This is a genomic window from Ignavibacteriales bacterium, from assembly GCA_016709765.1.
In the GTDB taxonomy this organism is placed as follows: Bacteria; Bacteroidota; Ignavibacteria; order Ignavibacteriales; family Ignavibacteriaceae; genus IGN3.
In genome coordinates, this window is record JADJMD010000013.1 from 313,233 (window position 1) to 329,563 (window position 16,331).

15 protein-coding genes are annotated in these 16,331 nt (G+C 33.8%); 9 read left to right on the plus strand and 6 right to left on the minus strand.

All coding sequences use genetic code 11. The annotated features are described in order from the left end of the window. The first annotated feature begins 29 nt into the window (after window positions 1–29). The 9 genes from IPJ23_11020 to IPJ23_11060 all read left to right on the plus strand — a co-directional run bounded on the left by IPJ23_11020 (window position 30) and on the right by IPJ23_11060 (window position 6,219). The gene (locus tag IPJ23_11020) at window positions 30–251 is read left to right on the plus strand and encodes a hypothetical protein (protein ID MBK7631210.1); all 222 of its coding nucleotides are present in this window, start codon (window positions 30–32) and stop codon (window positions 249–251) included. Between the two features lie 18 nt (window positions 252–269). After that, window positions 270–485, plus strand: a complete 216-nt coding sequence (locus IPJ23_11025) for a hypothetical protein (GenBank protein MBK7631211.1) — start codon at window positions 270–272, stop codon at window positions 483–485. Window positions 486–630: 145 nt separating this feature from the next. Then, window positions 631–837, plus strand: coding sequence for a lmo0937 family membrane protein (locus tag IPJ23_11030; GenBank protein ID MBK7631212.1), 207 nt, complete (start codon window positions 631–633; stop codon window positions 835–837). 67 nt (window positions 838–904) lie between these two features. Then, the gene (locus IPJ23_11035) at window positions 905–2,524 is read left to right on the plus strand and encodes an OmpA family protein (protein ID MBK7631213.1); all 1,620 of its coding nucleotides are present in this window, start codon (window positions 905–907) and stop codon (window positions 2,522–2,524) included. A gap of 118 nt (window positions 2,525–2,642) precedes the next feature. After that, window positions 2,643–3,008 carry an STAS/SEC14 domain-containing protein gene (locus IPJ23_11040; GenBank protein MBK7631214.1) on the plus strand — a complete coding sequence of 122 codons (366 nt, stop codon included), beginning with the start codon at window positions 2,643–2,645 and terminating at the stop codon, window positions 3,006–3,008. Between the two features lies 1 nt (window position 3,009). Continuing rightward, window positions 3,010–3,150 carry a hypothetical protein gene (locus IPJ23_11045; GenBank protein ID MBK7631215.1) on the plus strand — a complete coding sequence of 47 codons (141 nt, stop codon included), beginning with the start codon at window positions 3,010–3,012 and terminating at the stop codon, window positions 3,148–3,150. 245 nt (window positions 3,151–3,395) lie between these two features. Continuing rightward, on the plus strand, window positions 3,396–4,877 hold the full coding sequence (locus tag IPJ23_11050; protein ID MBK7631216.1) for a DUF4070 domain-containing protein: 1,482 nt from the start codon (window positions 3,396–3,398) through the stop codon (window positions 4,875–4,877). Between the two features lie 109 nt (window positions 4,878–4,986). Further along, window positions 4,987–5,463, plus strand: coding sequence for a hypothetical protein (locus tag IPJ23_11055; GenBank protein ID MBK7631217.1), 477 nt, complete (start codon window positions 4,987–4,989; stop codon window positions 5,461–5,463). Between the two features lie 84 nt (window positions 5,464–5,547). Further along, window positions 5,548–6,219 (plus strand): OmpA family protein, encoded by a 672-nt coding sequence (locus IPJ23_11060; protein ID MBK7631218.1) that lies wholly within the window; start codon window positions 5,548–5,550, stop codon window positions 6,217–6,219. A gap of 231 nt (window positions 6,220–6,450) precedes the next feature. On the opposite strand, the gene IPJ23_11065 is transcribed toward IPJ23_11060, so the two are convergent. The 6 genes from IPJ23_11065 to IPJ23_11090 all read right to left on the minus strand — a co-directional run bounded on the left by IPJ23_11065 (window position 6,451) and on the right by IPJ23_11090 (window position 16,164). After that, on the minus strand, window positions 6,451–6,963 hold the full coding sequence (locus IPJ23_11065; protein ID MBK7631219.1) for a T9SS type A sorting domain-containing protein: 513 nt from the start codon (window positions 6,961–6,963) through the stop codon (window positions 6,451–6,453). A 196-nt stretch (window positions 6,964–7,159) separates the two neighbouring features. Beyond that, window positions 7,160–7,513, minus strand: a complete 354-nt coding sequence (locus IPJ23_11070) for a hypothetical protein (protein MBK7631220.1) — start codon at window positions 7,511–7,513, stop codon at window positions 7,160–7,162. Between the two features lie 88 nt (window positions 7,514–7,601). Continuing rightward, window positions 7,602–8,570 carry a T9SS type A sorting domain-containing protein gene (locus tag IPJ23_11075; GenBank protein MBK7631221.1) on the minus strand — a complete coding sequence of 323 codons (969 nt, stop codon included), beginning with the start codon at window positions 8,568–8,570 and terminating at the stop codon, window positions 7,602–7,604. Between the two features lie 718 nt (window positions 8,571–9,288). After that, on the minus strand, window positions 9,289–11,172 hold the full coding sequence (locus tag IPJ23_11080; protein MBK7631222.1) for an SBBP repeat-containing protein: 1,884 nt from the start codon (window positions 11,170–11,172) through the stop codon (window positions 9,289–9,291). 13 nt (window positions 11,173–11,185) lie between these two features. Further along, window positions 11,186–12,487, minus strand: coding sequence for an OmpA family protein (locus IPJ23_11085; GenBank protein MBK7631223.1), 1,302 nt, complete (start codon window positions 12,485–12,487; stop codon window positions 11,186–11,188). A gap of 314 nt (window positions 12,488–12,801) precedes the next feature. Next, window positions 12,802–16,164 (minus strand): response regulator, encoded by a 3,363-nt coding sequence (locus IPJ23_11090; protein MBK7631224.1) that lies wholly within the window; start codon window positions 16,162–16,164, stop codon window positions 12,802–12,804. Window positions 16,165–16,331 lie beyond the last annotated feature (167 nt).

The following is a 16,331-nucleotide window of genomic DNA, read 5'->3' on the forward strand; positions in this document are numbered from 1 at the left end:
TAAGTAAACTAATTCAATAAGGAATTAAAATGGAAGCACAAGAAGTAAGCGTAGGAGAGTTTGATAATGAGCGTTATACTGAAGTTGCACAAAGGGATCTTGAAATGGTAGAAATTAACGCAAACATTATTAAAAATGACAATGATGTATTCATATTTTTTTCGGATGAAGCCGATGGAGCACAAATAGTAATTTCAGGCACTCAAGTTGAAAAAGCTAAAAGAATACTTGACACAAAATTTGTTTATTAAAACAAAAAAAACTGGGCTATGAATACAAAAACAATAGGGATTATAATTATTGTAATAGGTTTGGTGATGAACCTCTATACCGGATTTAATTATGTGACAAGAGAAAAAGTTCTGGACATTGGTGGTATTGAGATCTCTGCAGATAAAAATCATTCAGTAAGCTGGGGTTCATTTATTGGAGTGGGGATAATGATAATAGGCGGAGTTGTTTTATTAGCCGGTAAAAAGAATTAATAGCTAGTGAATTTAAGCTAAAGTGATTCTCTCACCCAAAAGATGTAGTCCTTCTTTCATCCCTTCGCCCGATAGAATTACTTTCTCAATTTGCATACCTTAACCTTAGAGTTCTTCTTAGAATCTAATTAAAAAGGGTGATTAAATGTTTTACACTATAGCGATTGATCTTATTGTATTCTGGCTGCTTGGACTAATTGCATCAATTACACTAGGTGGTATTATTTACATACTTCCTGTAATAGCGATTGTAATGATACTTTTAAGTTTAATAAATGATCACCGTTTTATTCAATCAACAATTAAGGATTTGATGAACACTACAAATGAAAAGAACGAAACTAAAATATAAAATTTAGAATGAACGCTTTATAAAAAGTAATCTACTGTAAACGATTAATTAACAGAATGAGGAAAAAATGAAAAAAATAATTTACTTGCTTGTAGTGCTTGGTCTGGTTGCAATGAGTCAACCTAACTATGCACAATTTAAAGACTGGGGAACAAAATTTGGTTTCCGTGGAAGTATTCTATTTCCGGAAAATGAATTCGCGAATTTGGGATTTAGTGGAAATGATAATTTCTCTTTCGATTGGTTCAAAACTTCCTGGCTTGGTGAGGGATACTTTGCAGTTGAATTAAACAATGCCCTAGAAATGTCATTAAACGCCGGTTATGGGAAATATGCTGGTTTGGCATATATGGATAACATCAATACAGGATTTGGAGAATATGAATCTTCAATCATCCCAATTTCACTAAGATTCAAAGTAAGTCCTTTTGATTCTAAAGGATGGAATCCTTATGCCTTTATTGGTGGTGGAATAATGCATTATAGTATTGACACAAAACCAAGCATTTTTGGAAAACCAATTGAAGAAGATGGCTGGGTTGCAATACTTCCTATTGGAGTGGGTATAGAAGTTGCCCTAGGTGAAAGAGTACTTTTAGATTTTGGATTAGGCGGAGCACTGTCTTCTACTTATTATTTAGATGGTTACAGAGCCCTATCTGAAGATTCCTGGGATTCTTACTATAATGTTTCTTTAGGTTTAACCTTTACGGGTGAAAACTGTAAATCTGATAAAGATAATGATGGACTTGGTAAATGTTTAGAACAGCAAATTGGAACCGACCCTAATAACCCTGATACAGATGGCGACGGATTAAATGACGGTGAAGAATATCTCACCTACAAAACCAATCCATTAATAGCAGATACAGACGGTGATGGTTTAGGGGATGCTAATGAAGTAAAAGTTACAAAAACTGATCCGCTTATTCCAGATACGGACAATGATGGATTGAAAGATGGTGAAGAAGTTAACAAATACAAAACAGATCCTTTAAAGGCTGATACCGATGGTGATGGCTTAAAAGATGGTGATGAAGTATTAAAATACAAGACAAATCCATTAAAAGCAGATACTGACGGTGAGGGTTTAACAGATGGTAAAGAAGTTAACGGCATAAACGTTGAAATTAAAGTTGTAGGGAACCCAGTTATAACAAAACTATTTAAGACTGATCCTTTAAAAGTTGATACAGATGGTGACGGTTTAACTGACTATGCAGAAGTAAATACTCACAAAACAGATCCTTTAAATGTTGATACAGACGGCGGGACAATTGATGACGGTACAGAAGTAAAACGCGGTACAGATCCACTTGATCCTTCAGATGATATTATAAAAATAAATGTTCCTATCGTTCTTGAAGGTATTACATTTGCATTCAATAAATCTGAAATCACTCCTGAATCGGATAATGTTCTGATGGGTGCTCTTAAAACATTAAAAACGTATCCTGATATCATAGTTGAAATAAGTGGTCATACGGATAATGTTGGCAGCAATGCATACAACCAAAAATTATCTCAGAGAAGAGCTGATGCCGTGAAAGCATGGCTTGTTGCAAAAGGTATTCCTTCTGAAAGAATAACCTCTGTTGGGTATGGAGAAGAACATCCAAGAGTTGCAAACGATACAGAAGATAATATGAGATTAAATCGACGAATTGAGTTTAAACGAATAAAGTAGTTTGCTCTTAATTTAAAAAAGGGTGTCTTCCAGGACACCCTTTTTTATTTATAGCTTAACAGAATTGTTTTGCGACAGGATATTATAAAATATTTTCAAAATTCAATAGGATAAAAATATGTTAAAAATGATGAAAGATTTACCTGACAATATTCTAGGTGTTTCCGCAGAAGGTAAAATAACCGGAACAGATTATGAAACTGTTTTAATTCCTGCTGTTGAGAAAAAATTGAAAGCAAACAAAAAAATCCGGATGATATACCAGCTTGGAAGCAACTTTACCGGATTCGATCTAAATGCTATGCTTGATGATGCTAAGATAGGAATGAAACATCTATCTTCATGGGAAAAGATTGCATTGGTATCTGATCATGAACTTGTAAATACTTTTGCAAAATTCTTTGGTTATATGCTTTCCTGTGAACTTCGTATATATAAAAATTCTGAATTGGATGAAGCAAAAAATTGGATCAAAGAAAATTGAAATGAGAAAACCAGATATAAAAACCAAAACTGATCCATCCAGATCGCCCGAACAGAAATCACATTCAAAAGAAGATTTGAAATCTGTGCCTTTAGCAGGAGTGGAGAAGAAATTAGAGACTTCGTCAGACGGTTTTAGTTAAACTCTGGATCGACTTTGTTTGAAATAACATAACTCAAAATGGATTGTAAAACTGTTAACTCTACTTGGTTATAATCAGTATGTGATTTTGGGACAACCTTTAAATGGAATGTGCCAACTAACCCAAAAGATGTAGATCCTTTTTCATCCTAATGATCGATTGATTTTTAATTTGCAAAAGTTGAATATAACCCCAGAGAAGAGACTATAATTCTATAATAAACTATTATACTCAAGGAGTATGAAATGAATATCCTAATGGTTTACCCAATGTATCCAGACACGTTCTGGAGTTTTAAACATGCTTTAAAGTTTGTATCAAAGAAAGCAAGCTTTCCGCCATTAGGACTATTAACAGTTGCCGCAATGCTGCCCAAAGATTGGAATAAAAGACTAATCGATATGAATGCTAATAACTTGACAAACGATGATATTCTTTGGGCAGATTTTGTTTTTATTAGTGCGATGTCAATACAAAGTGAGTCTGCTGATGAAGTGATTCAAAGATGTAAAAAGTTAGATGCCAAAATTGTTGCCGGCGGGCCATTATTTACCAGCAGCTCCGAACTTTATGAAAATATTGACTACCTGGTTCTAAATGAAGCAGAAATTACTCTTCCGCAGTTTATAAAAGATCTGCAAGAAGGAAAGCCTAAGCATAAATACACTTCGGAAAATTGGGCGGATATTACTTCTACACCATTACCGGATTGGAATCTCGTATCGATGAATAATTATACTTCAATGAATCTTCAGTATTCACGTGGCTGCCCTTTTGATTGCGACTTTTGTGATATAACAGTTTTATACGGAAGAAAGCCCCGCACTAAAACAAAAGACCAGATAATAGCTGAATTGGATGCTTTATATTTTACAGGCTGGCGCGGACCAGTCTTTTTTGTTGATGATAATTTTATAGGCAACAAAGTAAAATTGAAAAAAGAAATTCTTCCGGCAATTACGGAATGGATGGTGAAAAGAAAAAATCCATTTTACCTGAATACAGAAGCATCGATAAATCTTGCTGATGATGAAACCCTGATGATTCAAATGGCTAGAGCAGGATTTGAAGCTGTATTTATTGGAATTGAATCGCCTAACGAAAAAAGTCTTATTGAATGTCATAAACCACAAAATACAAATCGTGATTTGATCGCAAGTGTAAAAAAGATTCAGCAGTTTGGTCTTGAAGTTCAGGGTGGATTTATTGTTGGATTTGATAATGATCATCCTAAAATTTTTGAAGAGCTTACTAATTTTATTCAAAAAAGCGGAATTGTTACAGCAATGGTTGGATTACTTAACGCACCGAAAGGAACAAATCTTGAAAAAAGATTAATAAGTGAAGGAAGGATGCTGCAAGATTTTACGGGAAACAACACTGACTTTACAATTAATTTTATTCCTATGATGGATTCGGCCAAACTTATGGACGGCTATAAATCTATTTTAAAAACAATTTATTCGCCTAAGTATTTTTATGAACGTGTTATGCTGTTTATGAAAGATTTTGAACCGAAGAAAAAGAAAGTTTTTCATCTTAACCCTAACTACGTTCTGGCATTGTTCAGATCAATTTTCAAATTAGGAGTTATGGGTGAAGAAAGAATTTATTATTGGAAATTATTTCTCTGGACGTTGTTCCGTAAGCCGCAGTTGTTTTCCTTAGCAATTTTGTTTGCGATTTATGGATTTCATTTTAAAAAAATATCAAATGGATATTATTAGGAATATCTGTCCATAGGATTAATTCCTTTTTCATCCCTTTGCTCGATTGAAATAGCAATCATATTCTTATAGTTTGTTTTATACTAAATAAAAAGAAAGAAATATAGTTATGAAAAAATATTTATTACTCATTATGGTTTTAGGATTTATGATAATCCTTACAAAACCAATTGCAGCACAGGATCATGGATTTGGGATGGGACTTATCATAGGCGAGCCAACCGGATTAAGTGCAAAACTCTGGACATCAAAGATAAATGCTTTTGATTTCGGACTTGGCGTGGGCCTCGGCGGTGATCGTATTAAATACAAAGGTTACTACAATAATGAAGGACGTATCCATTTTCATATGGATTATTTATGGCATTCATTCAATGCAATTAGCTCAACGGAAAGATTTCCACTTTACTACGGAATCGGAGGCAGGTTCAACACTAGTGGTGGTTATGAAGATTCATTTGGTATTAGAGGTGTATTTGGTATAGCATGGTTTCCACACAACACACCGATAGATGTCTTTTTTGAGTTAGTGCCTGTATTTCAAGTTACTCCTCTTACCGGGTTGGGAATAGATGCCGGACTTTGAATAAGATATTTCTTCGAATAAAAAATATTGTTAAAAGAAATAGTCTTTAAGAAAATATACTTTAATAATTAATGGAGAAATAAAATGAAAAAAATTGAAGGCAGCATAATAATTCTAATATTAGCCATATCTATCATCATTTACGGTTGCGGTGCAAGCAATACAGTTAAAGGTGGAGTTATTGGCGGTGTTGGCGGTGGTGTGGTTGGTGGAGTTATTGGTGATCAATTCGGAAATACTGCCCTGGGCGCTATAATAGGTGCTGCTGTTGGTGGTACTGCGGGAGTTTTAATTGGAAACCATATGGACAAGCAAGCTGAAGAAATTGAAAAGGATATTGAAGGAGCTAAAATAGAAAGGATTGGCGAAGGTATAAAAATTACTTTTGATTCAGGCATCTTATTTGGATTTGACTCCTCAACTCTTCAACCTGAAGCCAAAACCAATATCAGTAAACTTGCTGTCATTCTTAAAAAATATCCCGATACCAATATTCTTATAGCCGGTCATACAGACTCTGATGGTGCGGAACAGTACAATCAAACATTATCGGAACAGAGAGCTAATGCAGTCTCAGATTATTCAATGTATCAAGGTATTAGTTCTTCACGACTTTCAGTTATCGGATTAGGCGAAAACGAGCCTATATCATCAAACGACACAGATTATGGGAAGGGGCTTAACAGAAGAGTTGAGATTGCAATTTTTGCAAATGAAGAACTTAAAGCTGCTGCCGAAAGAGGAGAACTAAACTGATGGTTAGTAATAATTTTGATTATGCTAGCTTTATCTAAACTCTAATTCGGAGTTTAAGGATTAAAAGTAAATGAGAATCAAAAAGCCTCAGAATATTTCTGAGGCTTTTTTTAGTTCAACAAATTAAAGTCACTCACAACCTTTTTTTCTAGAAATAAGGAACTAAATACTTACCAGCACTGTGTCAAGATGCTGGCCGGGAAAAAATTTCCCAGTCCTATTAAATCATGCCTATTTCAGTAAAATCATCTTCCTGGTTTCAACAAAATTTCCGGATTGAAGTTTATAGAAATAAACACCGCTTGAAATATTTGATGCATTAAATTCTACTTCATAAGTTCCAACTGGTTTCGATTCGTTAACTAGAGTTGCCACTTCATTTCCTAATACATCATAAACTTTTAGCTGAACTCTAGAGCCTTCGACTTCGCTCAGGCTGACATTTGGAATTGTGTATTTAATCTTTGTTGAAGGATTAAAAGGATTTGGATAATTTTGATCAAGAGAGAAATTTATTAATAGCTCATTCTCTTCTTCAACTCCGGTGATTCCAAAAGTTCCGTTGTAACTATAGCCTTCTAGATTTATAACTCCGCTTAATGGTGGATTTGGATCACTTGCAAATAGACTTACCTGCGCACCGCTTTTTGATATAAATAAATATGAAACACTTGTCATCCCGGCGACGGTTAGTGATTCTTTTAACCTTAACGCATCAAAGCTTGAACCGCCTGGCAAAGTCATTGTTCCATAAGCATCAACAATAAGACTGGTTGAAACAGCTGTTCCAGGTAATGGGATTCCATTTATCGAGATCGTTTGTGTATAGGAATTAGTCCAGCTTGAATTATAGTTTAATGGTAATTCAAATTCACGCCTTGCAGGGCTGTTTTTATCATCGTTACTACTCCTGGCTGTGAGTTAACCGTAACCACCGTACCTAGGTTATCCAATCCAGCACTAGTGGTTGCATACTGCCAAATTTCACCCATCTCACCTGCATACATCCCGAGTGTATGTGTGGCAATTGTAGCACCAGAAAATCACTATTGTAAGGTGTTGATGCTGGATTTACACAGGTTAAACTTCCTTGTATTTCTCCTGTTAATGTTGAAAAGTCCCATAGATTACCCCCACCTTGAAAACCAATATCGGCAGTAGAAGGGTTTTCACTTTCATGAATTACTATTGAATTTCCAAAAATATATTGGCTTGCAATATCTGTGCTTGTTATTGTTATTTGTGCAAATACAGTAAAATTTAATATTAATGTTGTCAGTAAAATGATTTTCATTTTTAGTTCCTTTCTTTTAAAAAAATGTTAACGCGAGTTGAAAAGGAGTGCACATGCTCTATGCACTCCTTGAGGCCATCCTAAGAAATTACTTTAGCAAGATCATCTTCCTGGTTTCAACAAAACTTCCGGATTGAAGTTTGTAGAAATAAACGCCGCTTGAAAGATTTGATGCGTTAAATTCTACTTCATAAGTTCCTGCAGGTTTTGTTTCATTAACTAGAGTTGCTACTTCATTTCCTAATACATCATAAACTTTTAGCTGCACTCTAGAGCCTTCGACTCCACTTTGGCTGACATTTGGAATTGTGTATTTAATCTTTGTGTTTGGATTAAATGGGTTAGGATAGTTCTGTTCTAACCTGAATTCATTTGGCTGTAATGAACCGTGATTTTGCAAACCTGTTACTTGATTAAACAATGTTAATGTATCGTCTATCGTACCATCGTTGCCAATATCAACAAGCACTTGCAATTCAAGATTCGTTAAATCTGTCCAATCAGGTACAAACGTATGTGCTGAATGAGCAGGCAGATCAATATCAGAATATCCGAATAAACCAAGTTCATTTTCTGAAACAAAATTTAGTTGAATATCGTATTGTTGGTTTGAACCGTAAGAGATGAATTTAAGTTTTTCATTATCTGGATTTTCAACTTTAACGGAATCATTTTGTGGTACTGATATTGAATTTAATATAAATATTTTGTCCTGTCCTGCTTCTCCTATAAGATTTTCTATTCTAATTGATTTAGCTAGCAGATCAGGATTCTTGAAGGAAACACCGCCATCGAAATAATGTTGATCTGTTTCAAGACTATCAGCTCCAAACCTAGATATTATAAATGATTTTTGTCCACCAAAGAAGTAAACTGCCACGGTATCATTCGTAAATTTATTGGTTTCTATGGAGTAGTTGTCTAGTGGTAACTCATAACCATTCGGCGGACCTAAGCTTCCGTTTATTTCAATAATTGGCTCTGCCCCGGGAATATCTTCGATAAGGAAACCATTATAATAGCCAATGGATTGTCCCTGACTATTTGTAATCTTCATTGAAGGAATATCATTCTGATAAATCCATTTTGAAGTATCTTCTGTTCCATTTAATGCTAAGTTGTCCAACCAGCTAGTAAACCTGGGTCTTGTCGTAAGATATAACTCTGCGGGATTATTCAAATAAAAATATTTAGATCCCCCCCAACCCTGCCATGCATATAATGGTTCCCATGTTCCGTTCAAATCATTTGCATAAGTATCAACTCTTATTTGTGCATTATTTCCTTGATAACTATTATCATACACATTAACATGGTAAATTCCCGATGACGCTGAATCTAGAGACAAGCCATAGGCTAAAATTGCATGACCACCGGGTTTTTGAGGATCATTACTAAAAAATGATAAAGTCCGAATATTTACAACATCTTCACTTAACATTTGTTTCAATTCAAATAGTGTTTGGGTCGGCTTTTTTGTTTTCTTTTGTCCAGTCCAGAATTTATAATGAGGATTGCCATATTGATGAGTTTGAAGCTCGTGAATTACCGGCAGCACGTTTGGTCCAGCATTAACATCCGCTACGTTGACGAAGTTTGGAAATTCTTGGTACTTATTAAGAAACTCTTCCTTTTTTTGGAATGCAAGTGCATTAGAAGTAGCCATTCCAAAACAGGATCCACCCCATTTTTCCTTATTTGCTCTCCAAAAATATAATGCCTTTGGAAAATATATAGGCGGAATATCTATTCTATAATAACAATACACGAATGTTCTAACTAAAGAAACCCAGTCGGGGGAAATCGGATGATTTTGCCCCAGCAAATGCAACAATAAGATAACCCTGGTCAAATTGAGTATTTAAGTAAGGAGAATTAGTAAAGGGATCTAAGCCATTCTGGTAATCAAATTGCTGCCACCAGTTCTGAGACCACAAACTATCCCTATTATTTGTAAAACTCCATCTGTCCCTTGTGATATCGTAAGGGATATAAAAACTTTCCGTATCATCTAATTTTGTTATTATATATGGTTTTACACGAAATATATCACTTTCAATATATTGCAATGGAGAAAATGAATTACTAACAATTATTTTTGTTCGGTAAGACAATAAATCAGCAGGTACATGCCAATTATATTCTGTAGTACCTAAAGGTATATTTGAAGCAATAATATTAGAAGTTTCATACTGCGTGCCCTCATTACTAACATATGAAATATCTGAATCGCCACCCCAATAAGGCACACCAAATTGGATTGTTAAAGAATCTCCTGCCATTACTTTGCTAAATGCGGGTGGTGTCTGAATTACTTCACTGAATTTCGCTGTGAAAATATCATAATCAGTTGGAGAAACTCTAAAAATAGATCCAGCTACATAAATATTGCCTCGATTATCCCGTAAAAATCCCTGAGGTAAAGTTGAACTGCCCTGATCTGACCAGTAACTGTACCATTCGACTTCACCCGATGGATTGTATTTAATTATCAGTGCCTTTGTATTTTCACCCTGTGATTGAGAACCTGGACCGCATACATAAATATTTCCAGCATTATCAGATTTAATAAAATTTCCTGCCGCAGAAGCATTGAAACGTTTTATCCATTGTTCATTTCCGTCGGTGTCATATTTTATTGTAACAATATTACTTTCAGATGTCCCTTCGCTCTCACCCGTAATAATAATATCTCCAGATCGATCAATTAGAATAGCATTCGCTCCATCGTAATCATTGCCCGTGCCGTTATATCTTCTAACCCATACTTCATCACCATTGGAATTATATTTTATTGTAACATAATCATCATTGTTCGAAACATCTTCACTACTGCCTGTAACATAAATATTTCCAAATGTATCTAATGCCATATCAGAAGGAGAATCTCCATCATTCGCCAAATCATTATTATATCTTTTAATCCATACCTCATCACCATTAGGATTATATTTTATTGTAACGATGTCCCTTCCCGTTCCAACACCAAAGCTTGATCCTGTAATATAAATATTATCGTCATTATCTAATTCAATTTCATATGCGTTATCACCCGCATTTCCAGTACCATTATAAAATTTAGACCATAGAAAATCTCCGGAGGAGTTATATTTTAAGGTGACAAAATCTGTTGAACTAATGGAATTAGAACTGCCAGTTATGAGAATGTTATTCGAATTATCCAATTCAATGTCAGAGACAAAATCCGATGACCCGCCAGGACCATCAAAATTTCTAACCCATAGTTCATCTCCATTATTACTATATTTAATTACTGTTATATCTCTATTATTAAACCCTCCTGACCAATCGGCATAACCAGCAATGTATAAATTACCAAAGTTATCTAGTGCAATTGCTGAGGGAACATCACCTCCGCCAATTGGGCCATCAAAGGTCTTAATCCACTGTCTTTCACCATCTGAGTTGTATTTTATAGTTACATAGTCAAGACTAATGTTAATTTCGTTCCTTTGGTATCCAGTAACATAAATATCGCCAGCACTACTTCTTAACATATCCTGTATTTCCACTTCAGGATAACCATTAATATTATTGCCTTCATAAATATCTAGCCATTTCAAATCTATGTTTTGTGCTTTTAAGCTAATTGAAAAAATAATTGTGATCGAAAAAATTATTATTAATATTGCTTTCATATTTTGCCCTTTTTTACTGTTTTATAAATTCAACTCTTCGGTTGTTTGCTCTGCCGTTTAAAGTATTATTATCATCAATAGCCTCTGATTCCCCTTTACCTTCTGTAATCATTCTATTGTTACTAATTCCAAATTGTTCATTTAGTATTTTTTTAACAGATTCAGCACGCTTTTCAGAAAGGGTTTGATTTGATTTATCATCACCCTGTGAATCAGTGTGTCCAATAATTTTTATTTTAATCTCAGATTGTTTTTTTAACGCCTCCCCAATCTGTTTTAATAATCCCATTGATTGGGCTTTAACGGTAGCTTTGTTTACATCAAAATAAATTCCCGATGTGCTGTATTTTCCAGTTGATTTCATCAGTGATTCAAAAGTTTCTTCAACTTCCGCGATCCGAAAATTCGAGATCATCACTCTTTGCCCCTTATCAGGATTAACATCCATAACTTCAATTATGAAATAATTATTCAATTTCCCCTGAAGCAGGCTTGGTGAATCAACAATCTTTTCTTCATCCATCCAGATTTGAAGACGCTGTTTTTTAACAGCTAATGAGAAGTGAATTTTGCCATTCAGTTTATCTGAATATTTATGATCAATCCTTGCACTTACTCTATTTGCCGCTTCAGATCCAAAGTTTGATACTTCAAGACTTTCTTTTCCGGGCTCCCTTAAAAGCATTTTCAATTCGGCATAAGATCCGGCAGTCCCTTTAGTAAATTTTGCTTTAGGAATAAACGCTAAACTAAGCCAGCTATTCGATCCGCCTTTTTTATATCCATCGGTTACAAGATCAAATTCAATTGTGTATTGCTCGGGTAATGGACCCTTAATGTTTGGAAGGTAACCAGAACGGCGTACCAGTGAAAACCAATTGCCATCATATAAATTTGTTGAAACTATTTCACCGCTTCCATTTGTTCCCCAGCTTTCAGGAAAATCACCAACTTCATACTCTGAAAAATCATCAAAGAAAATGGTTTTACTGCCAGGCACAAAAGTAAACTTTGAATATACCTTTAAATCTTCCTGCTTCCCTGCACTTTGTGATTCTGTTGATGTGTTATTTTCATCAATTGATTTCTCTGTTTGAGTAGAATTTTTATTTTTAGTTGAATTATTGGAATCTCCGTCATCACTACCGGCATTTTTAATTGCATCAAAGGAATCATCAATTGCTTTATCCGTAGTTTTGTTTAGTTCATTATCAGCTTTTTTTAATATTTTCTTTTTCAAATCAAATTGAACTAACGCATATGATGAAAAAGAGAATACAATAAAAATTGAAATGAATATTAATGGTGATCTCATTAATTACTCCTTAAATTGATTTTTAGATTTTTTATTCAACTAACTCAAAAGCACCTGTTAGAAGTAAAGTTGCTAATACCCCGATTATTATTGAGACAAAGATTATGGACACAGTAAATGATTTCTCACTTCTTTTAATTTCCTCAATGGTTCTTTCCATTTTTCTTCTCTTTTTCAAATAAGTGCGGATTTTTTGTTTGAATTTATTATTGATGGCAAAGGTAGAATTTTCAAAAGAGGTGCGCTATCTATTTTGTTACAGGATGTTGCTGTTTTGTAACAAAACGTAAAAAGATAGGAATTTGGAGTTTATTTTAACTTTTGGGAGCTTGGGAATATTCTGAGGGAACGCAGTTAAACTGTTTAGTAAATGCTCTTGTAAATTGAGCCGGACTTGAAAATCCTACTTCAAAGGCAATTTGCGTTACGGATAAGTTTTTTTCTACCAGTAATTTGGCAGCTCGATTAAGCTTTATTGTTCTTATAAATTCACCGGGTGCTTGCTCTGTTATTGATAGAAATTTTCTATGGAGCTGAGTACGGCTCATAAATAATTCTTTTGCCAATTTGTCTGTGTTAAAATCAACGTTGTCTAAGTTTTTATTTATTAAATCAACGGCTTTTTTGATAAAATCATTGTCTGAAGTATTTAACTGTTTTGCATCCGGAATTAAATTTAAATCGCCACTATATTTTTCTCTTACGCGCCTTCTTTGTTCAAGAAGATTTTTTATCCGGATAAATAATTCTCTGGTATCAAAGGGTTTAGTTAGATAATCATCAGCTCCCATTTCCAATCCTTCCAACCTGCTTTCAAATGATGCTTTAGCAGTAAGAAGTATTACAGGTATATCGCTTGTCTGCCAATTTGATTTTATTTTTTCGCAGAATTCAAATCCATCCATAGACGGCATCATAACATCGCTTATAATTAAATCTGGTAAAATTTCTGAGGCAGATTTAATACCTTCTTCACCATTCGTAGATTCAGAAATATCGTAATTGTCTTTCAGAAGACTTGATAAATATTTTCTAACATCATCAGAATCATCAACAATTAATATTGATTGCTTATTAGTACCAGAAAATTTAGTTTCTGTTACTTCACTAAGATCATTTACTTTCGAATTATTTTTTAATAGGTAATTTTCATTATCCAGTTTAGCACTGCTTACTTCAGATAAAATTTTATCATCATCATTTAAATAATCATCCCACATTGGAATTTTTAAAGTAAATTGGGCACCATTACCCTCTTCATTCTCAACTGATATTGACCATTTATGAAGTTGAACAAATTCTTTAACTAAGGCCAGCCCAATGCCTGAACCGCCATATGACCTTTGAGTTGAATCATCAACCTGATAAAATCGATCAAATATTTTGTCTAGCTTTTGTTTTGCTATTCCTATTCCGCTGTCGGAAATTATTATTTCAGCAAATTCTTTTTCATTAATAGTTGAATGCTTTAAAGTTACCTGTACAATACCACCTTCGGGTGTAAACTTAAACGCATTGGAAAGCAGATTGATAATCACTTTTTCAAATTTATCTCTGTCAATCCAAATAAAAGCTGAATCCAAATTACTTGTAAAATCTAATTTTATATTCTTCTGTTCACCTAAAGAATTAAAAGAAGCAACAAGTCCCTTTAGAATAACAAATATATTTTCTTTCTTTGCTTTTATTGGTATGGCAGCATTTTCTAGTTGTGATAATTCAAGAAGCTGATCAATAAGCTCTTTCAACTTTTCACTGTTTCGTTCAATTATATTTATGCTTTCAGCAAATTTATTATCGGAGTTCCCATTTCCATTTCCATTTTTTATTTGCTCGAGCGGACCTTTAATCAACATTAAAGGAGTTCTAAATTCGTGGGAAAGATTTGCAAAGAATCTTGATTTTATTTTTTCCAGCTCTGTTTTCTTATTAGCTTCAAATTCTATAATCTTTAATTCATTGCGCAATTTTGTCCTGTTCAATTCAATACGTCTGATTATTAATAGACCCAGACCAATAAGAATAATGTATAGGCCATATGCCCAGGGAGTGCGCCACCAGGGAGGACTTATAATAATTTTTATAGAAGCATAATTTTCATTCCAAACTCCATCAGCATTCGTAGCTTTTACTATAAATTTATATGTACCGGGATCTAAGTTTGTGTAGGTCGCAAACCTTCTCGATCCACTTTCTATCCAATCTTTATCAAAGCCATCCATTTTGTAAGAGTACTTAATAGATCCAGGTGAATTATAGTCAAGAGCCGCAAATTGAAAAGAGAATACATTTTTATCATAAGGAAGATTAATAAGTTTTGACTTGCTGATACTTTCTTTTAAGACTGACTTTTCATCAATTTCAATTGATTGATTGAATATTTGAAAATCTGTAAATACTACCTGAGGTTTAAATTTTGAAAGTTCAATTTCAGCAGGATCAAAAATGTTAAGTCCTTTTGTACTTCCAAACAGCATTAATCCATTTTCCATTTGCATTGCAGATTCATAATTCATTTTAATCCCATTTAAACCATCGGACTCAGTAAAATTCGAAAATCTATTATTTTTAATATCAAAGAAAGTTATTCCTGAACCAGTACCTATCCAAAGATTGCCGTTATCATCTTCAACTATGCTATTTACTGAGTTATTTCCTAAACCATCTTTAGTTGTAAATGATTTTACTTTTATATCCACGTCATATAAATCATTTTTTTTGTTTTTAACTAAAACTCGATTTAATCCATTACTTGTACCAATCCATAGTAAGACTGTATCACTTTTACTATTTAGTTGCCCTTTTTTTGATTCACAAATTGAATAAATATTATTACTAGTTAATGAAGACTCATCGAGTGTATTAAATTTAAAGTGAATAAAACTACTATCTATTTTATTGAATAAGTTTATTCCCCCGCCTAAAGTTCCTACCCATATTCTGCCTAATCTGTCTTCCTTAATTGTCCAAACATCACTGTGGCTAATTGACTGCTCATTCCCGGGCTCTTTATACCATACATAGGATTTGCCAGAGGATAACTGAATTGTGCCTAACGACGAACCCCAATATCCAATCCAGAGATTGTTTTTACTATCTTCAAGAAGATATTTTACAAATAATACAACATCAACTTTATAATTATTATTATACAACAGCCATTCTTTTATATTTCCTGTCTTTGGGTTTAGTTCTTTTAATCCTTGCCCAAAAGTACCTATCCAAATTCGCTGACTATCGTTTGAGGAAATGCTCCATATATTAGCTTTACTTAATTCAGAAAAAGTTTTTAAGTCTATTTTATTTTTAGAGATATCGACAGAAACCAGCCCATCAGCAAATCCCAGCCAGATTATTCCTGCTTTACTTTGACTAATAGCTTGAAGGTTTTCTTTATTATTGATTTTTTGCAGAAGGTCTTGATAAGTATTATTAAAGTAAGAGTTAAACTTATTACTTTTACTTGAATAAAAACTAATACCATTTTCTGTGGCTATCCAAATTACTCCAGATTTATCCATCATAATTTTATTTATTTGATTATGAATTAAACTATGAGGATTATTTTTTTCATTCAGAAAGCGGTGGGCTTCACCCGTATTTAGATTAAATCGTACTAAACCACTATATGTGTCTATCCAAAGAATCTCTGCTTCATCATAAATGTCCTCAACCACAGTACTAGCGCCATTTCCAAATTGTAAATTGCTCGGGTTGGGTATTTTTATCCTGAAGAATGAATCTGTATCAGTATCATATCTTGTTAATCCATCCGGTGTTCCTATCCAGATTACATTAGGATAAAGTGATGAGTTTGTAAGATTATAAATTTGACTATTACTAA